We start from the raw sequence: 21343 nt of genomic DNA, 5'->3' as shown, positions 1-21343 counted from the left end.
TTCATTCGCATCTAATTATCACAAAAATTATACATATTGACATTCTAGAAGACAAATGTTCTCTAATTGATGAAAGACGAACACAGAAAAATATCCCGTTCGTGCTTCGTGGGAGGAGATCAGATATGGCTATCTGGCAATGGGCCTTGCTGGCGCTTGCTTTGCTGTGGGGCTTTCAGGCGCTCGGCGTCTGGTTCCAGATGCGCCACTATTCCGATGTGATGAAGGGCATCACTTCGAAATATTCAGACGGCTTTGTTGGTGCAGGACATATTCGCGGACGCTTTGGAAAAGGGGTCATCGTGCTAATCGTTGTCGACCGCAACCTTGTGGTGCGGCGTTTCCTGCAAATGAGCGGACGGACGGTTTTTGCGAAATTCAGCCGCCGCGAAGGCTTTGAGGGAATGCACCTCAACGAATTACCGGACAATCCGGCAATTGGAGAAGGAACGCCTGAAGTGGTTGCTGCCGCGAAACAGGCTATGGAGCAGATCGGTCGCATACGAGAACAGTCCGATGGGATCGAGCTCGAAGGTCTGAGGGCAGTGGGAGCATAGGAGTTGCTTGCCTCAAACAAGCAATCGAGGAGGAAAAATGTCGATAGTGTCGATGTTGGCACAACATGCCGACGCAACAATGCAATCTATACATATGGCTGGCAGCATGATTTCCGATGCCGCTCTGCATGGCAAACACGCCGCAGAGCATGCAGGAAATGACTTGCTGCAGCTTGCACAAGCAACCACCACCGCACCCGCAGATGCCGGCAGCAGCGGAATTTCTGTTGACCAGTTCAAGGAGCGTTTGCAGAACGTCGCACAGGAAGAACAGCTCGGCTGGCTGGCTTCAATCGGCAAACACTTTATTGGCGTCTTCCAGAAGGGCGGCGAAGTTTTTGCCGGATTTGTAACCGGCATCATCCCGACACTCGTCGTGCTGATGACCGCGTTTTACGCCGTCACTGAACTGGTCGGCGAAAAGCGTGTCCACGGCATCGCACGCAATGCGGGACGTATCGCGCTTACCCGCTATACGGTTCTGCCCGTGCTGGCTGTGTTCTTCCTGACCAACCCAATGGCTTATACCTTCGGTTCATTTCTGGACGAGAAATACAAGCCTGCCTTCTATGACGCGGCTGTGTCTTATGTTCATCCGCCACTGGGTCTCTTCCCGCATATCAATCCAGGTGAATATTTTGTCTGGGGCGGTGTGCTCGTCGCACTTCTCGAACTGGAGAAGAAGGGCGCGGTTCCGGCAGGTTATCACATCAGCGTCGCCATTTGGTACGCCATTGTTGGCCTCCTGGTGATCCTCCTTAAGGGTATGCTCACAGAACGCATCACCGCCATTATGGCGCGGCGTCAAGGCATCGAACTTTAAGCGGGTATTGGGGAGGACGACATGGTAAAGACCTATAAGGCAGTTAAGATTTCCCGCGGCTCGAATGGCTGGGGTGGTCCACTCGTCATTCAGCCGACCGAACAGCGCAACAAGGTGGTTTCTGTCACAGGTGGTGGCATTCACCCGCTTGCACGTCAGATTGCCGAACTAACGGGAGCTGAGGCCGTTGATGGTTTCCGCTCACCGCCAATCGAAAGCGAAATGGCCGTTGTGGTTGTCGATTGCGGAGGCACAGCGCGCTGCGGTGTTTATCCACGCAAACGCATTCCAACGGTGAACATTACGCCGGTTGGACAATCCGGCCCTCTGGCACAATTCATTACCGAGGACATTTATGTTTCAGGTGTAAAGCCAGAGAATATCGTTCCCGCAGATGGATCGGCCCCAGCAACACCTGCTGCTGCAGCCGCACAGGAAGAAGAAGCGCCTGCTCCGCTTGACCTTCCGAGCGAAGGCGGCATTGTCGGCCTTATCAGCGGCATAGGTCGCGTGATGGGCCGCGTTGTTGGCATCTTCTTCCAGGCCGGTCGCCGCACAATTGATCAGGTTATCCGTAACGTTTTGCCATTCATGGCATTCGTAACGATGTTGATCGGCCTGATTCTCTACACAGGTATCGGCGACATTCTTGCGCAGCCGCTGGGACCGCTTGCCAATAACATTGTTGGGTTGCTTGTTCTGTCAGCAATCTGTGGCTTGCCGTTTCTCTCGCCAATTCTTGGACCAGGTGCGGTCATTGCACAGGTTATTGGTGTCGCGATTATCGGCCCACAAATCGCCAACGGAACAATTGCGCCCGCGATGGCCCTGCCAGCACTGTTTGCCTATAACGCACAGGTGGGTTGTGACTTCGTGCCGGTTGGTCTGGCGCTTGGAGAAGCAAAGCCAAAGACAATTGAAATCGGTGTTCCGGCAGTCCTGATCAGCCGACAGATCATGGGACCTGTTTCAGTTCTGATCGCATGGCTCGTCAGCATCGCAGTACTTTAAAACTCTAAGCCTGCCGCAGCAAAATGCGGCGGCAGGCAATTTTCCAGACATTTACAGTATCGATGTTTCTGATCGGCTCCCTCAGGCATCGAATGACCATACCAAAAGAAAGGACCGCCTCTATGTCGATACATCTGAAAACGCGGATCTCCGCAATCGGCCCGGAAGTAGCAGATCTCGCTGAAGGCGGCGTTCTCATCCTGTTTGCTGATGGCTCGCCACCTGAACTGGCAGAAGTTTCTGTTCTTCACGTTGTGGAAGAAGGGCCTGAAACATCAGCTCCGGCTGTTGGCGCTAAGATTGCCATTGGCTCGGTCACTGCAGAAATTACAGCCGTAGGCGAAAGTGCCTGGCAAAAAGTGCGTGAGATCGGACATGTCGTCATCTCTTTCACAGGCGCGACCTCAACTGATCGCCCGGGAGAAATCTGCGCGAGTGAAATAGCCGGAGAAGACCTTGTCGCGGCCCTGAAAGAAGGCCAGATTATCACCATCGGCGGCTGAGGGCTGATTGCTCTCTCATCTAAAATTATGTTCTAAACAGACTATTGGAATGATTATCAAAGTCCCGGACGCTGGAATTGTTTCATCTGTTGATTTGAGGCTATAGACATGGAACGCTCGACAATCGTCCGGGTGCATGAAGGGCTGCATGCGCGCCCTGCCACGCGCTTCGTTAAACTGGCCAAGGGCTTTGAAAGCGATATTGAAATCGCCAAAGCCGGAAAAAGCGTCAGTGCCAAAAGCTCCGTCAAGCTGATGTTGCTTGGCGTGAAAGAGCTTGATGAAGTGACCGTTCGTGCCAATGGAGCGGATGCGATTGAGGCCATTGAGGCCCTGATCGGCTATCTGGAAAATCCGCAGGCAGGGATTGAAGAAACCACTGCCCCTGCCCCTGCACCCAAAGCGGAAGCCACACCTTCGACTGCGCCTCAACCCGCGCTTTCGATCGAACTGCCTGCCGGTCAGATTAAGGGCGTTGGAGCCAGCGAAGGTATTTCACTGGGCACGGCATTTCCATTTTTTCCAGAAGAAATCAAGCCTTCGGGCAGACAACTTTCAGCATCGGAAATTGATGCGGAGATCGAACATTTCAAATCGGCAATCGCAACCGTGCAGCATCGCATGGATACCTCGCTTGCAAGCGGTAATCTCGCCGATGCTGACCGTGGCATTATTGCGGCCTTGAAAGACATTGCAGCCGATGACAGCCTGACTGACGAGGCGCTCGGGCTTATTCGTGGTGGTCTCGATGCGATTTCGTCAATGCTTGCCGCCGCCTCAACCGTAGCCGGGCAATTTGCAGCACTCGATGATCCATATCTCAATGCACGCGCGGATGATGTGCACGCTGTCAGCCGCCAGATTTGTCTAGCTCTGCTTGGCAAAGACGACATCAACCTGGAAGAACTCCCGGACGGTTCTGTTCTGATAGCCGAGGATATTGGTGCGTGGGATCTGGCACGTGCACCACTCAAGAAAATCAAAGGCGTCGTTTGCGGACATGGTGGCGCCACATCGCATGTCGCTATCATCGCACGCACGCATGGCATTCCTGCGGTTCTGGGTCTTGGCAGTGCTGTTCAACAGCTCAAGACCGCGAAAACGGTAGCAGTCGATGGAAGTTTTGGCATCGTTCACTCCGATCCAGACGAGGCTACCCGCACCGAGATCGAAGCGCGCATTTCCAAAGCTTTACAGGAAAAGCAGGCACTGGATGCCTACCGTAGCATCACGCCGCGTCGTGCTGACGGTACCATCATAGAAGTCGCAGCCAATATGGGTGCGCTGGAAGAAATCGACATTGCACTTGAATCCGGAGCCATGGGTGTTGGACTGTTTCGCACCGAACTTCTGTTCATGAAGCATATTCATCTGCCGTCCGAGGATATGCAGACCGAAACTTATACCGCACTTCTGAAAGCTTTTGCACCGAACTCCGTGATCGTTCGCACGCTCGATATTGGTGGCGACAAGCCGATTGCGGGGATTGAGTTTCCGGAGGAAGAAAACCCGTTCCTCGGCTGGCGCGGCATTCGCATGTGTCTCGACCGCCCGGATATATTCAAGCCTCAGCTCCGTGCACTGTTGCGCGCAGCTGTCAACGGCAATCTCAAAGTGATGTTGCCGATGATTTCGGATGTCGAAGAAATTCGGGCGACAAAACGCCTGATCGCAGAATGTGCCGCCGAACTTAAGAATGAAGGCAAAGCCTATGCTGAAGTCGATCTTGGTGTGATGATCGAAACTCCAGCAGCGGTTTTTGCGGCCAGAGAACTTGCCAAAGAGTCTGCTTTCTTCTCCATCGGCACCAACGACCTGACACAATATGTGATGGCCGCTGACAGACTCAATCCGACCGTTGCAAAGCTTAACGATGTCAGCCATCCAGCGGTGATGGCTGCAATCGAGATGACGGCTAAAGCCGGCACCGATGCAGGCATCATGGTTGGCATGTGCGGTGAAGCAGCAGGCAAGCCAGAACTGATCGGCGCGTTTATTCGTATGGGATTGACCGAACTCAGCATGAGCCCGGCATCCATTCCGCGTGCAAAAAAGCTGATCGCGGACATGTTCGCAAATTAGACTGCGTTCGCAATGCGAACATTAAAACCCGGATCATGATCCGGGTTTTCTATTATGGAAGATGGGCAAGCAGTGTCTGAAACAGGACTTCGAGCTGCGATTGATCGCGTTTTTCTGCTGCCTGCATGAGGCGCTCCTGCCGCACGTCCAATGCCAGAATAGCGCTTTCCAAAGGATCAGTGCCCGCGAGATCAGCAGGTTTCAACGTCATCAAACCACAGGCAAGACTGACGGCGGCAAAACAGGATATTTCAAACCGGCGCAAAGCCTGCGGATCGCGGTTGCCCTCCATCGAAATAAACCGCACAGGTCTTTCCAAAAGCAGCTGTTTAAACATCGTGGCGATGACTTTTGCCGTCGCGCCTATTCTGTTCTCCCCAGCTTCTCCCGCAAACGCGTTTTTGAGCAACGCAGTGTGGTTCCGTACCAGCCTGTCATGAACTGTGACAAAGACCGCTTCCTGAATCAGCACATTCTGCAACTGGTGCCGTCGCAGCACCTCCTTGGTGAGATAATACATATCTTTGCGGAAAGCCCGCACACCCTCTGCCGACCCACCAAAGTAAATCGCAATGCTCTTCACACGAGGCGCACCACTATGAACCTTTGGATCGGATGAAATCAGCGATATCGAAATCGTTTCGGCGGTAGTCAGAGCTTTGTCCATCACACTGGCCGCATGGCCCAGTAGCAGTTCGGGAGAAACAATTTCACCGGGACGCGATGAGGCCTGTTCCGCACGCAAACCTTCATCACGATTGCGTCGGATCATATATCGGACCTCACGCAGACGGTCCTTCAAATTGACTGCAATATCTTCTGAAATTATGCGTAACATATTCGTTTTCCTCACCGAGGCCGCCATGATAACAGAATAGGCAATGCATAGGAATTATTGTTTGCGTTCACATGGAAAAGCAATAGTTTAACAAGAAGACCACCACTTCAATAACACTGTATTTTGCTATTAATTTGAGGGATAGTTTTGAAAAAAGCCGGCAAGAAGACGCAGAAAAATCCGGAAGCAGCAGACCTCATCATTGGCTCGGAAGGTGTGGCTGCGGAAAATCGTACAAGCCGGCTGAGAACGCGCGCTGCATGGATGTATTATGTCGAGCAGATGACGCAGAATGACATCGCGGAAGCACTTGGTGTTGGCCGTGTCACAATCGTTCGCCTTCTTGCAGATGCCCGCGCCCGCAATGAAGTGAAAATTACCATCGAAGGCAAGCTGGCCAGTCTGACAGCGCTTGAAGTCGAGCTTGAAAAGACATTTGGACTTGAGCGCGCCATCGTTGCGCCGCTCTCTTCCGCGGATATTGATCCTATCCCGCCGATCAGTGCAGCGACCGGCGCCTACCTTTCGGAGAGAGTACAGCACGGCATGACAATCGGTGTAGGCTGGGGACGTACCCTTTCCAACACCCTGCAACATATCGGTGCGCGTCCGCTCAATGACCTGAAAGTTATCTCGTTGCTAGGTGGTATTGTGCAGCCACGGCGTTCGAACCCACCGGAATTTGCCTGGCAATTTGCGCAGATTTTTCAAGGGGAAGGCTATCTGATCCCCGCCCCTGCTCTGGTCGACAGCAAAGAAACGCGTACCGCTCTTATCGAACGTTGTGGGCTGAATACCGTGCTGGATATGGCGGAGCAACTTGACATGGTCCTGCTCAGCGTTGGTGATATTCAAACCGCAAGCAGTACATCTTACCGTGTCGGGCTGATCGGCGAGGCGCAGAAACTGTCGTTGATCGACAATGGTGCGGTCGGAGACGTTCTGTTTCACTTTTACGATATAAACGGCAAAATCGTTGATGATCCGGTGCATGACCGTGTCATGTCAGCCAAAATTGAAAGCCTTCAGAAGACGCCACAACGTATTCTTACATCAGGTGGCAAAGAGAAGATCGCCGCGCTGCTGGGTGCTGTAGAACTGCTCAAACCAACTGTCCTCATCACCGATGAAGAAAGTGCCGCGCAGATGTTGAAAGACAAAGCAACATCCCACTAAGACCAAAAAGCGCATCGTTACTAAACGATGCGCTTTTTATTGCTTTAGGCCGGTATTAATTAGCTGCGGCTGCGCATTCTTTCAGGATTTGCAGCACAGCAGCCCGCTCTTCGATTTGTGGCATATGTCCACAACCTGCGAAGATATGGACACCCACTTTACCCGGCAGACCATGCGCGTGAGTGACCGGGATAACACGGTCCTCCGCTCCGAAGATAAGCCGCACAGGCATGGCAAGCGAAGCAATGCTCGAGCGCACCTCAAAGGTCTGTGTGCCATCAGCAAAAAACCGCGCACCAATAGCTTCTTGCGTATCGCGCAGTTCTGTATCAGCAGCCTGAGCAACGGTTGCATTGATGAACGGCTTTGTCAGATGACTTTCATCAGCAACAAGCACTTTAAGCCAGGGAACGATGCTGGCTTCACTTTTTGCGCCGATGAGACCCGTTATAAATGCGCCATTGACCTGTGGTCCGAGACCGCCCGACGCTATGAGCAGCAATGAGCGCACATCGACAACACCGCGGGCTGCTGTAACAGTCGCGACCGCACCACCAAGCGAATGCCCAACGAGCACGCAAGCTGATACATGCAGTGATGCGAGCGTTGCTTCAACGCTTGCGGCAATGTCGTCAATGCTTGCAGGAATGGCGCGTGGTGAATTGCCGTGTCCCGGAAGATCGAGTGCAAGGATCGGATGACCGAGCGACGCACCGGCAAACAATCCACGCCACGAATTGAGATCCGCCGCATAACCGTGGATCAGAACGATCGGCAAGCGGCCTGCATCACCCTCACGCAACCAGACTGCATTAAGCAGTGCCGGAGCGATTGGTTCAGCAGCGTTTCTCACTGGCGGTTTAACCGCAACCGCAGCAGCTACTGGCTTCGCAATGCTGATATTGCCTTCAACATCCTTTTTCTGCACACGACCTTTCGGGCCTGAGCCTTGAACGGACTTGAGATCAATACCAGCTTCACGTGCAAGCCGACGGGCGAGCGGTGTTGCCCGCACATCATTGGCTGAACTTGGCTCAAAGTCCTGGGAGGATTTTGGTTCAACCTGTTTTAAAGCGACCGGTTCAATGACGGTTTCTACGGGTGCAGCAGCAACGGGCTCTTCAACAACGGGTGTTGACTTGCCGTTACGCTCTTCACCTTCAGCATAAATCCAGGCGACAGCTTGACCGACGGGGACAACAGCCCCTTCCTCAGCAGTAATATCTGCGATGATACCGGATGCTGGAGCATCGACTTCCATCGCCGCCTTGTCAGTCTCAATTTCAAAGAGAAGCTGGCCTTTCGTGACGGTATCGCCATCCTTGGCAAACCAACGCGAAATCTGCCCCGTCTCCATATCCATATCGACCTTGGGGAGAATGACTTCCACAGCCATGGTCAGCGCACTCCTTTGGCCAGATCACGAGCGCTTTTCAGGATATCAGGCACCTGCGGAACGGTCGCGCGTTCAAGATCAGGATTATAAGGAATTGGCGTTTCAGCTCCGCCCAGACGCACAATCGGCGCATCGAGGTAATCGAACGCGTCACTTTCAGCGACGATTGCAGAGATTTCAGCACCGATACCAAGCGTCTTGACCGCTTCATAAACGCAAAGGAGCTTTGACGTTTTCTTGACGCTTTTAATGATGGTTTCACGATCAATCGGACGCACAGTGCGCAAGTCGATCACTTCAACATCAATACCTTCCTTGGCAAGTTCAGCGGCGGCATCAAGGGCCTTGTGCACCATGATTGCCGTTGCAACAATCGTCAGATCACGGCCTTCACGAACCACTTCTGCCTTGCCGATTGGCACGGTGTAGAAGCCTTCAGGAACAGGACCTTTGGTCTTGTAGAGCAGCTTATGCTCGAAAATCATGACGGGGTCAGGGTCTTCAACGGCTGCAAGCAACATGCCCTTGGCATCATAAGGCGTCGAAGGCTGCAAAACCTTGAGACCCGGCACATGGCCAAGCCATGCTTCAAGGCTCTGGCTGTGCTGTGCAGCAGCCCCCGTTCCCGACCCAGCCGGAAAGCGCATAACCAGTGGCACTGAAACTGCACCACCGAGCATGTAGCGGATTTTCGCGGCCTGATTAACGATCTGCTCCATCGCGAGGGCTGCGAAGTCGGAAAACTGAAACTCAAAAATCGGACGCATTCCGGTCAGCGCGGCACCGACAGCAACACCTGCCCCGCCCAGTTCTGAAATCGGCGTGTCCATAACCCGGTCTTCGCCAAAGCGATGCACCAGATCACCTGTCACCTGAAATGCGCCGCCATAGACGCCAATATCTTCACCCATCAGGAATACGCGGTCGTCGCGTTCCATGGCAATTGCCATTGCTTCCTGAATGGCTTGCGAATAGCTCAACTCACGGATTGTCGTGTCCATGTTCAAATATCATCCGTGTAAACGTCGCGGGTAAGGTTGGTAAGATCAGGCGCCGGGCTGTTCTTGGCGAATTCAATCGCATCAGCGATTTCCTTTTCCACCTCAGCACGAATTGCCTCGATCTCGGCGTCATTGATGAAGCCATAGGCTTTCAAGTCGGCCTCAAAATGCGCGATTGGATCGCGATCATTCTGCCAATGCTCAATTTCTTCCTTGGTGCGATAGCGGTTGCGATCGCTCTTGGAATGACCACGAATGCGGTATGTTTTGTTTTCAATCAGCGTCGGGCCATCACCGCGTCGTGCACGCTCACTTGCTTCGTTGACGGCCTCTGCCACTTCCGACAGATTGTTACCGTCTACGATCACGCCCGGCATGTTGTAGGCAGACGCACGATCAGCCACATTGGCAACTGCCGTCGAGCGCTTGGTCGATGTGGACATGCCATAGCCATTGTTTTCACAGATGAAAACGACTGGTAGCTTCCAGACAGAGGCCATATTGAGCGCTTCATGAAAAGCGCCCTCATTATTCGCACCGTCACCAAAGAAAGACACGACAACCTTGCCGTTTTTCTGCTTCTTGGCAGAAAGGGCAGCACCAACAGCAATCGGAATACCGCCACCGACAATACCGTTTGCGCCGAGATTTCCCTTGGAAACATCAGCAATGTGCATCGAGCCGCCACGGCCTTTGCAATAACCGGTTTCCTTGCCAAAAAACTCAGCAAACATACGTTTCACGTCTGCGCCCTTGGCGATGCAATGACCATGGCCGCGATGGGTCGAGGTGATCATGTCATCATCATTGAGCGGCAGGCACGATCCCATTGCACTCGCTTCCTGACCAATGGAAAGATGCATTGTTCCGTGAATGAGACCACGCGTGTAGCTTTCTTCCGCGCCTTCTTCAAAGCGGCGGATGAGATACATCTTATGCAGTGCTTCTTTCAGTTGCTCCGGCGAATAGGTGCGGAAGGCATAAGGCAAGTTATGACGGTCGCCCGTATCCTGCGGTTCGACTTTTTTGGCTTGAACCATGATGTTTTGTCCTCACGCTCCGTAAACGAGCTTGTCCTGACGTGCGCGCAGCTCGGCAATCTTGGAGCCGGGAGCTACAGCCGCGTTGTCGTAAGTGATCAGTTCGCCTTTTTTGATTGGCTTGGTCACACTGCCACCCTGCAACAGTCCGCATGGGATCGCATGCGCGCTTCTTGCTTCACCGGAAGTCATGATCCATGCGCGGTAGCAATATTCGCCAATCGCATCGAGCTTTTCACCCGGCTGCATGTCCTTCTTGGCAACGGCAGCCACTTCTGCGACCGGCTTTGAAAGCGGAACCATGTCAGGCTTGCCATAAAGAACAACACGGGCGCAGGTTAGCGGCACTTCGAGTGAAGTCAGGTGATAAGGGCGATGGAATGTGAAATATGGACCCTTGCCCATCTTCAGGTCTTCCATCCGTTCTGAAATACGTGGATGCGACATGTCGGCGACAACAAACACGCCCGGCGCAACGCCTTTTCCGATCGAATAATCAACAACACCAACCTTTGACAGTACGCCGCCATCCTTCTCGGGGATCAGCGTCTTATTAAGTTGGTCAAGCGTCGCCGCTGGGCCGTGCATACCGGCTTTATCAGGCACAAGACCTGTCGCATTAGCGATGGCAGCCATTTCGACCATGGTTTTTGAACCATCGACGAATTCCACCAGCATACGCACGTTCATGTTACGGCGGGTAGCTTCTTCCATATACTGATCAGGCACAGCATCAATATTGAGCGGGTTATTCTTACCCTTGCCTGCGGCCACAATTGGGTGGCCCATGGCGCTTACGAACTCAATCAGCTCCATACAGGATGATGGCTCGTCACCTGCGCCCAGCGAATAGGTGACGCCAAGGCGCTCCGCTTCAGCTTTTAGATAAGCGCCGATGGTCACATCGGCTTCAACATTCATCATGACCAGATGCTTGCCATGCTCCATGGCACGCAGGCCGATCTCGGCACCAACAGCCGGAACGCCAGTCGCATCAATCACAACATCGATAAGATCATTTTCAAGGATAAGATTTGCGTTGTCGGTGACAGCAACCTTATGCGCTTCCATCGCGGCGGTCAGATCAGACGCGGTCGAAACCTCGCGGCCATACCCTTCTTCCTGAAACGCAATATCAACAGCCTTAAGAGCGTTAGGAACACGCAGCTCGGAGATAGCACCGACCTCAATGCCCGGCATATGCGCAACACGCGTAACAATGTCAGTGCCCATCTCGCCAGAGCCTATCAGCCCGATACGGATGGGTCGCCCGCTGTCCGCCCGCGCCTGCATATCGCGTGCCAAACCTGTCAACGCCACATTGGTTGCCATCGTTTCCTCCTGAACGTCTCTGCAATACGTTTGCAGTCTCCTCTGACACCCTATCGATTAATGAACATTTGTTTCTAAGTCAATACCAGTGTTCATTTTGATCTCGCGCCGACCCCATTGAAATGCCATCTTGTTATTCAACTTTAGTTTGCTATAGAATACAAATGTTCTGCCGTTTCGCATAACTCATATTTTGAAGTGTCGATACGTAAGAGCTAACAATGGCGTTCTGTGAGCTCGATGCACGTTGGGAGTGCTTCGGGGGGAGGAGAAATAAATGGACGCGTTTCTGAGCGGACTAAAAACGGCAGTCGATACGCTTGGGGCAACGGTTCTGTTGCCTATCGTCATCTTCATTATTGCGGTGGTTCTTGGCGCCAAGGTGGGCAAAGCCTTTCGCGCAGCGATCACCATCGGTGTCGCTTTCATCGGTATTAATCTGGTTTTGGGCTTGATGTTCACCTCTATTGGTGAAGTCGCTCAGGCAATCGTCACCAACACAGGCATTAAGCGTGATATCGTTGATGTGGGTTGGCCTTCCGCTGCGGCAATCGCCTTTGGCTCGTCCGTGGGTCTATGGGTTATTCCAGTCGGCATTCTGGTCAACATCGCTCTTCTTCTGATGCGCTGGACGCGGACACTGAATGTCGATGTATGGAACTTCTGGCACTTTGCCTTCGTTGGCTCGCTGGTAGTGGCCGCAACCGATAGTATCGCTTACGGTATTATTGTTGCAGCGCTTGTTGCCGCTCTGTCTCTGCTGTTTGCAGATTGGTCGGCGCGCGCTGTGCAGCAGTTCTACGGCATTCCCGGCGTTTCCGTACCACATCTGGCTTCCGCACAAATCCTGCCAATCGCGATTGTGCTCAACTGGATCATGGACCGCATTCCTGGCATCAACAAGATCAACATCAACACCGAAACCATCGAACGTCGCTTTGGGGTGTTTGGTGAACCGGTTGTTATGGGGCTGATCATCGGTCTCGTGCTCGGTCTTATCGCATTCTATAATGCGGGCGACTTCGGTACGGTACTTGCCAAGGTACTTGGTACGGGCATGACACTGGCAGCTGTGATGCTGCTTCTGCCACGCATGGTCAAAATCCTGATGGAGGGCTTACTTCCGGTTTCTGATGCAGCGCAAGAGTTCGTCCGCAAGAGAACTGGCGACCGCGAACTGCTTGTTGGTCTCGATTCGGCCATCCTGATTGGTCATCCGGCTGCAATCTCGTCAGCACTTATTCTGGTGCCAATCGCAATTATTCTCTCGGTCATTCTGCCGGGCAATCGCGTTATCTTGTTTGCTGATCTTGCAGTGATTCCTTTTATCGTTGCTATGACCGCTCCGCTTCTGAAAGGAAACGTATTCCGTATGGTTGTGGTGGGCACAATCACGCTGGCTATTGGATTCTATGTAGCCAATGCGCTTGCTCCGCTCTTTACCAGTGCGGCAGTGTCGTCTGGCTTCAAACTGCCTGAAAACGCCTTGCAGATTACTTCAGTGGTTGATGGGTTCCTGTGGGTTCCTGATATTATCATCAAAACAATCAGCTGGCTTGGTGGTACGGTGGGCGTTGCAGTCATTGCCGCCGTTATCGCGTTACTGTTCATACTCTATCGTCGCAACACACTTGCATGGGAACGTGCGGCGGGCGCAGAGGATGAACCGGCAGAAGAAAAGATCGCCTGATAGTGGCAATCAATTCTGCACTATAATCAAAGCCGCACGTCTGCTTCGACGTGCGGCCTTCTTCAAACGGAGAGTGAAATGGCTGCTGGTCTGATTGATTTTCTAGACCCAAACGCGATCGAGCTTCAGAGCGACGCAACAATAAACGAGGAAATTATCCGGATTCTCGCGGGAAAACTGGAAAAATTGGGCTATGTAAAGCCAAGCTACGCCGATGCAGTGGTAAGTCGTGAGCTCTCCATGCCGACTGGGTTGCCACTTGAGCTCGAAAAGAACGTGGCCGTTCCACATACGGACCCTGAGCATGTGCTCAAAGCGGGTATTGCCTTTGCAACACTGAAGTCACCCGTTGAATTTGCCAATATGGAAGATCCTGACGAGGCCGTTGCTGTTGGGTATGTCTTTTTGCTTGCGATCAATGACAAGGATAAGCAAATTGAGACCTTGCAACAGATCATGGCAACAATTCAGGATCCGGACGCACTCGAGAGGCTGATGGCAGCGCGCTCTTTTGAAGATATTCAAACTGCGTTGAACAAACAATAAATTGCAAAGCGGAACTCGAGACAACACAAATGCGATTGTCGTGCATTGCAAGGCATGTAGGAACACTTTGGAGGAAACCATGGCTAGACTAAAGACAATTCTCTTCGCGTGCGGAACGGGTGTCGCGACATCCACGGCCGTGAATGCCGCCGTCACCGAAGAAATGAAAAAGCGCGGGCTCACCTTCAATGCCCAGCAGGCTAAGGCTACAGAAGTTGCATCCCTGGCTGACAATGTGGATTTTATTGTTTCAACCACACCAATTTCTGCTTCCGTCACCAAGCCAGTCATCAAAGGCCTTCCCTTTCTGACCGGTATCGGCAAAGATCAGGCCCTCGATCAGATCGAAGCCGAATTACGAAAGTAATTTTCACGATCGCGAAGAAACGAGTTGGTGGCGCGCGTGCTCCAACTCAAGTAAGTTGTTATTACCTGGACATGTTTTTGGCAGTTTAGAAGTTCTGCGCGATCAAATTTTCTATGTTGTATTTCGGCTTGTCGCAAATTGTTGAGAAGGTCAAAGCCGCCCCGTGATCGGTCGCATTTTTATGCTTTGTTAACCTTTTGAAGTCCGAAGAGGCGCGCGAGCAGGTCATTCTGATCGTTGACGGTCCACCCGCCGGAAAAGTCGAAGCCTTTCCGCAGCCACAACGTCGCTTCGAACCCGGCCATCGTCCGACGCGCCGTCTTGAAGGACTGGAATCCGCCGATCTTGGCCATGTTCTTCTTCACGCGAAAGTGGCCACTCGGGGGTGCGGATAAAAACTTGGACTGGTTTTACGTCACAATGCCAAGACTGTTTCGATATTCGATTGGGCTTCGAGCGCCAAGCGATATCTTGATCCGTTTCTCGTTGTACCATCGAATGTAGCCATCGACTTCATTGATAAACTGCTCAAGTGTGGTGTTCTTCCAATCGCTGGGGTAGAAGAGCTCTGTTTTCAGCCTGCCGAAGAAGCCTTCGCATGCAGCGTTATCTGAGGAACAAGCCTTGCGGGACATTGAACGCACCAGCTTTGCAGAAGTGGTTCGGTTTGTCTGAACAGTTTCGGGCGTTTTGCTAAGTGGATTACCGCCTCGATTATGCTGCCACGATCATTGGTGTCAGCGCGTTGAAGTAAACCTGATCCGGTGTCTGTCGGTCACGCGATGAATGTGGCCGTCGGCTGTTGTAGAAATTTAGATATCTGCCGATGGCATTGCGGGCCTCGGACACGGTCTTGTAGGCGTGAAGATAAACCGGTGTTGTCACGTTAACTGGACTGCAGTTGCCTGCCTGACGGTTTGGGCGTAAATTTTGACGATGCAGCCATCAGATATCATCTTCAAGCGTCACCGTTTTCCGCCACAGATTATTGCTCATGCGGTGTGGCTTTATCTGCGGTTCAACCTTAGTCTGCGTGAAGTTGAGGAAATGCTGCTTGAGCGTGGTATCGACGTATCATACGAGACAGTTCGTCGTTGGATCGCCAAGTTCGGAGCCCAGATCACGCGCAACTTGCGGCGTCGTCAGGCGCGCCCTGGCGATATTTGGTATTTGGACGAAGTGGTCGTCCAATGCTCTGGAAAGAAATTCTGGCTCTGGCGTGCGGTGGATCAAAACGGCATCGTTCTCGAACAAATCTTGCAGAAGCGGCGAGATAAAGGGGCAGCAAAGCGAATGCTCGTGGCGTTAATGAAGCGCTATGGCTTCGCTCCCAAACGGATCATCACTGATAAGCTCCGCTCGTACAGTGCAGCAAAAGCAGAAGTGGCACCCGGCCTTGAGCATTGGTCGCACAAGGGCCTCAATAATCGAGCCGAGAATAGCCACCTGCCGTTTAGGAAACGGGAGCGAACCATGCAAGGCCACCGATCACCGGGAGCGTTGCAACGCTTCGTTTCCATGCACTCAGCTACCCGCAATTGTTTCTCTGTTCCATCTCGTCGCCGAGCCGCACAAACAATTCGCTACCATCGCCTCGAAGCTTTCGATGCATGGAAAATTGCGGCCTGTGTCGCCTGAATATCTACGAACCCCTGGCCTTTCCGGCAAGAGAAACTTAACGTGACAACACCTCCCAACGTAATGTCATTTCCCAACAATCCAAACCTGGGCCAAAGCCGTTGGGCATAATTTTTAAGACCCTGAATCCTAGTCTCTCATAGAAACCAGAACTATGCTGGCTTGTTGAAAGGACTAGCTCATCTATGTTTCGCAAATGTCTAGCTTGCTCTAACCTGGCTTTAAACAAGTACGTGCCAATGCCTTTTCGATGCATCTCTGAGCTTACCATTCCCCATGATAAAGAAGCTTGACGCTTTTTTGCATCGATAGTTAATCCACCACAAGCAATGATGTCTTCGCTAAGCGTGAGCACCAGGTAAAAGCCTTCCACATCAGATTTTCCGAGCAGAAAGTCGCAAAATTCTTCGCGTTCCCCTGCTGCAAAGAAGGTCGGCACATTGCTATCGAATATTGCCAGGCAGCCGTTAAAATCGCTGACAGTATAAGGTCGGGCAATCAAGTTCTTCATCATGAGTAATTCCACGGCAGTAATTCATTAATTTGGCTCTGCTTATGACCATTGACGATTGCGGTGAGCGTGCTGGTCAGCCATTTCTGCGGATCGACTGAATTGAGTTTGCATGTCTCAATCAGTGAGGCGACCATACCCCAGTTATGAGCACCTGCTTCATGACCTGCGAATAATGCATTTTTTCGGCTCAATGCAATTGGCCGGATTGTTCTTTCGACACTGTTGTTATCCAGTTCCACGCGACCATCAGACAAGAACAGACACAAGCCGTCCCAGTATTTGGCGATGTATTTCAATGCCTCGCCCAATGGGGCTTTTGCCGACACGCGTGCGCGGTGATACGCAAGCCATGTTTGCATATCGATGATCAGCGGCTTTGATTGTGCCTGACGAACCGCGAGCCGCGCTTCTGGGGTGAGCCCGCGCAATTCAGCTTCGATCTTATAGAGTTCGCCGATCCGCTTTACACCGTCTTCAGCAATCGGGGACGAGCCTGTGCGCGTAATCTCAATAAGCTTACGGCGCGCATGAGCCCAGCAATAAGCCAATTGTATATTCTGACCAATACGATCTGGCGTGACCAGTCGATTGTAGCCTGCATAGCCATCCACTTGCAGGATACCGTTGAAGCCCTTCAATATCTGTTCGGCATATTGGCCAGATCGCCCGGGCGCATAAGTGAAAGCGACACCGGGCGGGGCATTGCCGCCCCATGGTCGGTCATCCCGCGCCAAAGCCCAAAAATATCCCGTTTTGGTCTTACCTGATCCGGGATCAAGAACCGGCGCACGCGTCTCATCCATGAAGAGTTTGCTTGATCGCTTCAGATCAGCAATCAGCGCATCAAAGACAGGGCGCAGCTCAAAGGCTGCCCTTCCCACCCAGTCAGCCAGTGTCGAGCGATCTATGTCGATGCCCTGACGGCCCATAATCTGGGCCTGGCGATAAAGCGGAAGATGGTCGGCATATTTGGAAACCAGCACATGCGCAACTGTTGCTTCTGTCGGCAAGCCTGACGGGATCAGTCGCGCTGGAGCGTGTGCTTGCACAACACCATCCGTACAGGCGCGGCATGCATATTTGGGACGATGCGTGACAATGACACGAAACTGCGCAGGGATCACATCCAGTCGCTCAGAAACATCTTCGCCAATGCAATGCATGCAACCACCGCAGGCGCAAATCAGACTTTCCGGCTCTATCACTTCGTCGATACGTGGCAAGTGCTTTGGAAGAGAACCCCGATTGATGGCACGTGGCTTTGAGGCGGGCTTGGTGGAAGCTGTATCTGCTTCATCTTCCGCATGGATCGCCGCAATAGCTGTTTCCAGATCTTCCAGGGCCAGATCAAACTGCTCAGGATTAATCTTCTCTGACTTGCGTCCAAAAGCGGCCTGTTTGAAGGCTGTAACCAGCTTCTCCAGCCGCGCAATCCGATCATCTTTACGAAGACCGAGCGCCGTTGCTGCAATCAGCAGTGCTTTGAGTTCAGCAATATCGTTGGGAAGATCAGTGGCATCCAGCATGGGCCGAACTTACCAAATCCGGCCTTGATATGCTTGATGATTATGGTGTCAGAGTCATCGTGCCGCAGCATTTAAACAGCCATAGGCGCTCGTGCTTTCACTGCACGGACACGTCGCCAGTCAAGCCCTGCAAACAGGGCCTCAAACTGCGCATGGTTCAATGACATTAGCCCATCCCGGATCTCTGGCCAGCTGAACGTATGGGCTTCCAAACGCTTATAAGCCAGAACCATACCCGTGCCATCCCAGTAGATCAGCTTAAGCCGGTCCGCCTTGCGCGAACGGAACACGAATACAGTTCCAGTGAAAGGATCTTTGCGTAATTCGTGCTTCACCAACATCGCCAACCCGTCATGTCCCTTACGGAAATCGACAGGTTTTGTCGCCACCATGATCCGCACCCGATTGGAAGGAAAGATCATTTAAGAGCCGCAAGCGCGCTTGCAACAGCTGCAATCCGAGAAGCAGGTGCACCTTCTTCCAGCCGGATGATGACTTCCCCGCAGAATATCTCAACGCGTGAAGATGGTGGCGTTACCGGTTCAATTGCAGGCTCCGCTACTATGATCGCCGCAAATTCCGTATCATCTTCGGGCGAAGGCAAAACAAGCTTGCCCTGACGTGCCAGCGTGCGCCATGAAGACAGATAGTTCGCACGCACGCCATAACGATCGGCAACTTCCTGCACGCTCACGCCAGGGCGCAAGCTTTCCGAAACAATCCGGGCTTTTAAATCAACGGGCCACTGACGATGGCTGTCACGCTTACCCTGATCCGTTGAGAGAAACTCCATTCGAGGCTCCATGGAGAAACTCCGTTCTGTCCATTCGCTAACTCTCAATGACAGAACACAAAATCGAATAGAACGTGGGGTCAGAACACCGGTTACCGAAAACTTGCAAATAAGAATGAATTCGTAAGAGACATCCTGTAAAAAAATCTGCGGTGGCAGGTTGGTATCTACTTTATAATTCGTTGCACACCGCTCTCCGGTCGTATTCTTAATTTCTATTTGAAGGCTAGATAAGTTCTGAATCCGAACGGTTTCTTCGAGCGTTACGCAAATCAAGCCGTACGCTTGACAATTAATTATGGAACATATACAGAACAAACGTATGAAGAAATCCCTCGTTCAACGCTTAGCTATTCTTTCAGATGCTGCAAAATATGACGCTTCTTGCGCGTCGAGCGGAACTGTAAAGCGGAACTCGGCTACGTCTGGTGGTCTCGGTTCGACGGAAGGTTCGGGCATTTGCCATGCTTACGCACCGGATGGTCGTTGCATCTCGCTCCTCAAAATTTTGATGACAAATTTCTGCATTTACGACTGTGCTTATTGTATCAACAGATCGTCAAGCAATGTTGAGCGTGCAAGGTTTACTGCCGAAGAAGTCGTGTGGTTAACGTTAGAATTTTATCGACGCAATTACATTGAAGGTTTGTTTCTTTCGTCGGGCATTATTCGTTCTTCTGACTACACCATGGAAGAAATGGTACGCATCGCGCGCGAGCTTCGCACGACGCATAATTTCCGGGGATATATCCATCTTAAATCTATTCCAGAGGCCTCACCACAACTCATTGACGAGGCTGGGCTATATGCGGACCGCTTGTCGATCAATATCGAATTGCCGACCGATGCTGGTATAAGCAAATACGCGCCTGAAAAGCGGCCAGAAAACATTCGTAGATCTATGGGAAATCTGCGCATGAAAATTGAGGAAATGGCTGAACCGAGCCTACAAACTAAGCGGCAGCGTAGATTTGCGCCAGCAGGTCAAAGCACTCAAATGATTATTGGGGCTGATGCTGCTAACGATGCAACAATTCTTGGCACAAGCGCACGTCTCTATGGCAGTTATGGCTTAGGCTCAGGACCCATTGATTTCAGAAAGGAGAGGTGATTCAGTTTCGTTTGAGGAGGCTGATCAATGAGTAATCTTTACTGGCTGAGCGAAGGACAAATGTCACGCCTTCGCCCGTTTTTTCCCAAGAGCCATGGACGTCCACGCGTTGATGACAGGCGTGTCTTGAGTGGAATTATCTTCATTCTTCGCAATGGGTTACGGTGGTGTGATGCCCCTCGGGAATACGGGCCTTGTAAAACGCTCTATAATCGTTGGAACCGTTGGTGTCACAAGGGGATATTTGCGCAGATATTTGAAGGCCTGTCTTCACAATCATCAGTCGGCAAGACTGTGATGATGGATGCGACCTATTTGAAAGCACACCGTACGGCTTCAAGCCTACGGTTAAAAAAGGGGGCGCTGGACGCCTGATCGGTCGGACGAAGGGTGGCATAAATACCAAGTTGCATGCCGTCACCGATACGCAGGGGCGTCCCATTTGTTTCCATGTCACGGCAGGGCAAATCAGCGACTATAAAGGAGCAGCAGTTCTAATCGATAAACTGCCGAAGGTTGACTGGCTTCTTGCAGACAGAGGCTATGATGCTGACTGGTTCAGAAAACGGTTAAAAGACAAAGAGATAAAGCCGTGCATACCGGGGCGCAAAAACCGCAAGAAGGCTATCAAGTATGACAAACGCCGATATAAACGGCGCAATCGTATCGAAATCATGTTTGGCAGACTGAAAGACTGGCGAAGAATTGCTACCCGTTATGATCGCTGCCCGATTGTGTTCCAAGCAGCAATAGATCTCGCAGCAGCCGTTATATTCTGGCTTGGAAAGGAATGAGTCCTGAGCCTAGCTCCAGACCGATTTTATCAGGGAGAATATTTCCGTAATTATTATGTGCAGACGGAGCTAGCTGAGGAAATCGGCTTCAAATTCAGTGTCGAGCCAAACGTTTGCGTCATCATATCAGCAATGCGAACCTCGAAGCCGTTCTCGGCACGCGAGCTTCGTGATCTGAACGAACTGGTGCCTTTTATAGCGGCGGTAGGGCGTCAAAATTGGGCCGATCTGGCAGAACGATTTGAGCATACTGCAACAAAGCCGCGCGGAGAAAACCTCTCGGGACTTATCGAACGTGCTTTCCGTACTCTGGATAAGAACCTGTTGACGCCACGTGAAACAGAGATCGTGGGCTACATTCTTCGCGGATTTTCGGCAGACGCGACAGGGCAGGCGCTGGGAATTTCTTCAGGAACCGTTCGTATTCATCGGCGTAATATTTACGGCAAGCTGCACATCACCTCTCAGGGAGAATTGTTCTCAATGTTCATCACCTCTCTCAACTCTAATGAGCTCGTCGTTGGCTCCAAAAAGTTGCAGATATGATGCTGGGATATAAATTATGACGACAACTTTTTTCGGTGCTCTCGTTGGACTTGTGTCAA

21 protein-coding genes and 4 pseudogenes are annotated in these 21343 nt (G+C 52.0%); 13 read left to right on the top strand and 12 right to left on the bottom strand.

The annotated features are described in order from the left end of the window. Positions 1-125: 125 nt before the first annotated feature. The 5 genes from RI570_RS17925 (at position 126) to ptsP (ending at position 4976) form a co-directional block, all read left to right on the top strand. Positions 126-557: a transcriptional regulator GutM gene (locus RI570_RS17925; RefSeq protein ID WP_313830116.1), complete on the top strand. Its 432-nt coding sequence runs from the start codon at positions 126-128 to the stop codon at positions 555-557. Positions 558-594: 37 nt separating this feature from the next. Further along, positions 595-1380 (top strand): PTS glucitol/sorbitol transporter subunit IIC, encoded by a 786-nt coding sequence (locus RI570_RS17920; protein ID WP_313830115.1) that lies wholly within the window; start codon positions 595-597, stop codon positions 1378-1380. 21 nt (positions 1381-1401) lie between these two features. Further along, a complete protein-coding gene (locus RI570_RS17915; protein ID WP_313830114.1) occupies positions 1402-2391 on the top strand; it encodes a PTS glucitol/sorbitol transporter subunit IIB in 990 nt (329 codons plus the stop codon). A gap of 122 nt (positions 2392-2513) precedes the next feature. After that, a complete protein-coding gene (locus RI570_RS17910) occupies positions 2514-2894 on the top strand; it encodes a PTS glucitol/sorbitol transporter subunit IIA (protein WP_313830113.1) in 381 nt (126 codons plus the stop codon). Between the two features lie 108 nt (positions 2895-3002). Next, a complete protein-coding gene (gene ptsP, locus RI570_RS17905) occupies positions 3003-4976 on the top strand; it encodes a phosphoenolpyruvate--protein phosphotransferase (protein WP_313830112.1) in 1974 nt (657 codons plus the stop codon). 52 nt (positions 4977-5028) lie between these two features. Here the strand turns inward: ptsP and RI570_RS17900 are convergent, their stop codons facing one another. Next, on the bottom strand, positions 5029-5814 hold the full coding sequence (locus RI570_RS17900; protein WP_313830111.1) for a hypothetical protein: 786 nt from the start codon (positions 5812-5814) through the stop codon (positions 5029-5031). A 147-nt stretch (positions 5815-5961) separates the two neighbouring features. Between RI570_RS17900 and RI570_RS17895 the strand changes: the two genes are divergently transcribed. Further along, positions 5962-6990 (top strand): sugar-binding transcriptional regulator, encoded by a 1029-nt coding sequence (locus tag RI570_RS17895; RefSeq protein WP_313830110.1) that lies wholly within the window; start codon positions 5962-5964, stop codon positions 6988-6990. A 55-nt stretch (positions 6991-7045) separates the two neighbouring features. Here the strand turns inward: RI570_RS17895 and RI570_RS17890 are convergent, their stop codons facing one another. The 4 genes from RI570_RS17890 to RI570_RS17875 are packed head-to-tail and all read right to left on the bottom strand — an operon-like array spanning position 7046 to position 11759. Further along, positions 7046-8386 (bottom strand): acetoin dehydrogenase dihydrolipoyllysine-residue acetyltransferase subunit, encoded by a 1341-nt coding sequence (locus tag RI570_RS17890; RefSeq protein WP_313830109.1) that lies wholly within the window; start codon positions 8384-8386, stop codon positions 7046-7048. A gap of 2 nt (positions 8387-8388) precedes the next feature. Further along, positions 8389-9387 carry an alpha-ketoacid dehydrogenase subunit beta gene (locus RI570_RS17885; RefSeq protein ID WP_012093444.1) on the bottom strand — a complete coding sequence of 333 codons (999 nt, stop codon included), beginning with the start codon at positions 9385-9387 and terminating at the stop codon, positions 8389-8391. A 2-nt stretch (positions 9388-9389) separates the two neighbouring features. Continuing rightward, positions 9390-10427 (bottom strand): thiamine pyrophosphate-dependent dehydrogenase E1 component subunit alpha, encoded by a 1038-nt coding sequence (locus RI570_RS17880; RefSeq protein ID WP_310014594.1) that lies wholly within the window; start codon positions 10425-10427, stop codon positions 9390-9392. Between the two features lie 12 nt (positions 10428-10439). Continuing rightward, complete coding sequence (locus tag RI570_RS17875) at positions 10440-11759, bottom strand: NAD(P)H-dependent oxidoreductase (protein WP_313830105.1); 1320 nt, start codon at positions 11757-11759, stop codon at positions 10440-10442. 277 nt (positions 11760-12036) lie between these two features. On the opposite strand from RI570_RS17875, the gene RI570_RS17870 reads away from it, so the two are divergent. From RI570_RS17870 to RI570_RS17860, 3 genes are all read left to right on the top strand, one after another. After that, a complete protein-coding gene (locus RI570_RS17870) occupies positions 12037-13449 on the top strand; it encodes a PTS galactitol transporter subunit IIC (protein WP_313830104.1) in 1413 nt (470 codons plus the stop codon). A 78-nt stretch (positions 13450-13527) separates the two neighbouring features. Next, on the top strand, positions 13528-13995 hold the full coding sequence (locus RI570_RS17865) for a PTS sugar transporter subunit IIA (protein ID WP_313830103.1): 468 nt from the start codon (positions 13528-13530) through the stop codon (positions 13993-13995). 79 nt (positions 13996-14074) lie between these two features. Next, a complete protein-coding gene (locus RI570_RS17860) occupies positions 14075-14362 on the top strand; it encodes a PTS sugar transporter subunit IIB (protein ID WP_313830101.1) in 288 nt (95 codons plus the stop codon). A gap of 179 nt (positions 14363-14541) precedes the next feature. Here RI570_RS17860 and RI570_RS17855 read toward each other — a convergent pair. The 3 pseudogenes from RI570_RS17855 to RI570_RS17845 form a co-directional block, all read right to left on the bottom strand. Then, a pseudogene (locus RI570_RS17855) lies at positions 14542-14742 on the bottom strand (DDE-type integrase/transposase/recombinase); the annotation flags it as partial. 30 nt (positions 14743-14772) lie between these two features. Next, positions 14773-15027: pseudogene (locus tag RI570_RS17850) on the bottom strand (IS3 family transposase); the annotation flags it as partial. Between the two features lie 49 nt (positions 15028-15076). Beyond that, positions 15077-15235 (bottom strand): annotated as a pseudogene (locus RI570_RS17845) (integrase core domain-containing protein); the annotation flags it as partial. Between the two features lie 63 nt (positions 15236-15298). Here RI570_RS17845 and RI570_RS17840 point away from each other — a divergent pair. Beyond that, on the top strand, positions 15299-16000 hold the full coding sequence (locus RI570_RS17840) for an IS6 family transposase (protein WP_313830100.1): 702 nt from the start codon (positions 15299-15301) through the stop codon (positions 15998-16000). Between the two features lie 37 nt (positions 16001-16037). Here RI570_RS17840 and RI570_RS17835 read toward each other — a convergent pair whose 3' ends face one another. The 4 genes from RI570_RS17835 to RI570_RS17820 all read right to left on the bottom strand — a co-directional run bounded on the left by RI570_RS17835 (position 16038) and on the right by RI570_RS17820 (position 18833). Next, positions 16038-16514 carry a GNAT family N-acetyltransferase gene (locus RI570_RS17835; protein WP_313830099.1) on the bottom strand — a complete coding sequence of 159 codons (477 nt, stop codon included), beginning with the start codon at positions 16512-16514 and terminating at the stop codon, positions 16038-16040. Continuing rightward, the gene (gene tnpC, locus RI570_RS17830; protein ID WP_313830097.1) at positions 16511-18040 is read right to left on the bottom strand and encodes an IS66 family transposase; all 1530 of its coding nucleotides are present in this window, start codon (positions 18038-18040) and stop codon (positions 16511-16513) included. The genes RI570_RS17835 and tnpC overlap by 4 nt, the downstream gene beginning before the upstream one ends. Before the next feature lie 71 nt (positions 18041-18111). Continuing rightward, on the bottom strand, positions 18112-18462 hold the full coding sequence (tnpB, locus tag RI570_RS17825; protein ID WP_313830096.1) for an IS66 family insertion sequence element accessory protein TnpB: 351 nt from the start codon (positions 18460-18462) through the stop codon (positions 18112-18114). Next, entirely contained in the window at positions 18459-18833 is a 375-nt protein-coding gene (locus RI570_RS17820; protein WP_313830094.1) for a transposase, read from the bottom strand. Before RI570_RS17820 ends, tnpB begins: the two co-directional genes overlap by 4 nt. A 322-nt stretch (positions 18834-19155) precedes the next feature. Between RI570_RS17820 and RI570_RS17815 the strand changes: the two are divergent. The 3 genes and pseudogenes from RI570_RS17815 to RI570_RS17805 form a co-directional block, all read left to right on the top strand. After that, positions 19156-19908 (top strand): annotated as a pseudogene (locus RI570_RS17815) (putative DNA modification/repair radical SAM protein); the annotation flags it as partial. 63 nt (positions 19909-19971) lie between these two features. Further along, positions 19972-20738 (top strand): IS5 family transposase gene (locus RI570_RS17810; protein WP_313829875.1). Its coding sequence is split into 2 segments (ribosomal slippage): positions 19972-20292 and positions 20295-20738, totalling 765 coding nucleotides; the frame shifts between segments, so codons are not numbered across the junction. A 57-nt stretch (positions 20739-20795) separates the two neighbouring features. After that, entirely contained in the window at positions 20796-21284 is a 489-nt protein-coding gene (locus RI570_RS17805) for a LuxR C-terminal-related transcriptional regulator (RefSeq protein ID WP_313830093.1), read from the top strand. Positions 21285-21343 lie beyond the last annotated feature (59 nt).

It is taken from the genome of Brucella pseudogrignonensis (genome assembly GCF_032190615.1).
In the GTDB taxonomy this organism is placed as follows: domain Bacteria; phylum Pseudomonadota; class Alphaproteobacteria; order Rhizobiales; family Rhizobiaceae; genus Brucella; species Brucella pseudogrignonensis_B.
Note: the sequence above shows the minus strand (reverse complement) of the source record. Positions and strands in the feature narration are given on the sequence as shown.

Coding starts and splice junctions, on each gene's coding strand:
- RI570_RS17925 (WP_313830116.1), top strand. CDS start 126: ATGGCTATCTGGCAATGGGCCTTGCTGGCGCTTGCTTTGCTGTGGGGC.
- RI570_RS17920 (WP_313830115.1), top strand. CDS start 595: ATGTCGATAGTGTCGATGTTGGCACAACATGCCGACGCAACAATGCAA.
- RI570_RS17915 (WP_313830114.1), top strand. CDS start 1,402: ATGGTAAAGACCTATAAGGCAGTTAAGATTTCCCGCGGCTCGAATGGC.
- RI570_RS17910 (WP_313830113.1), top strand. CDS start 2,514: ATGTCGATACATCTGAAAACGCGGATCTCCGCAATCGGCCCGGAAGTA.
- ptsP (WP_313830112.1), top strand. CDS start 3,003: ATGGAACGCTCGACAATCGTCCGGGTGCATGAAGGGCTGCATGCGCGC.
- RI570_RS17900 (WP_313830111.1), bottom strand. CDS start 5,814: ATGTTACGCATAATTTCAGAAGATATTGCAGTCAATTTGAAGGACCGT.
- RI570_RS17890 (WP_313830109.1), bottom strand. CDS start 8,386: ATGGCTGTGGAAGTCATTCTCCCCAAGGTCGATATGGATATGGAGACG.
- RI570_RS17885 (WP_012093444.1), bottom strand. CDS start 9,387: ATGGACACGACAATCCGTGAGTTGAGCTATTCGCAAGCCATTCAGGAA.
- RI570_RS17880 (WP_310014594.1), bottom strand. CDS start 10,427: ATGGTTCAAGCCAAAAAAGTCGAACCGCAGGATACGGGCGACCGTCAT.
- RI570_RS17875 (WP_313830105.1), bottom strand. CDS start 11,759: ATGGCAACCAATGTGGCGTTGACAGGTTTGGCACGCGATATGCAGGCG.
- RI570_RS17870 (WP_313830104.1), top strand. CDS start 12,037: ATGGACGCGTTTCTGAGCGGACTAAAAACGGCAGTCGATACGCTTGGG.
- RI570_RS17865 (WP_313830103.1), top strand. CDS start 13,528: ATGGCTGCTGGTCTGATTGATTTTCTAGACCCAAACGCGATCGAGCTT.
- RI570_RS17860 (WP_313830101.1), top strand. CDS start 14,075: ATGGCTAGACTAAAGACAATTCTCTTCGCGTGCGGAACGGGTGTCGCG.
- RI570_RS17840 (WP_313830100.1), top strand. CDS start 15,299: ATGCAGCCATCAGATATCATCTTCAAGCGTCACCGTTTTCCGCCACAG.
- RI570_RS17835 (WP_313830099.1), bottom strand. CDS start 16,514: ATGATGAAGAACTTGATTGCCCGACCTTATACTGTCAGCGATTTTAAC.
- tnpC (WP_313830097.1), bottom strand. CDS start 18,040: ATGCTGGATGCCACTGATCTTCCCAACGATATTGCTGAACTCAAAGCA.
- tnpB (WP_313830096.1), bottom strand. CDS start 18,462: ATGATCTTTCCTTCCAATCGGGTGCGGATCATGGTGGCGACAAAACCT.
- RI570_RS17820 (WP_313830094.1), bottom strand. CDS start 18,833: ATGGAGTTTCTCTCAACGGATCAGGGTAAGCGTGACAGCCATCGTCAG.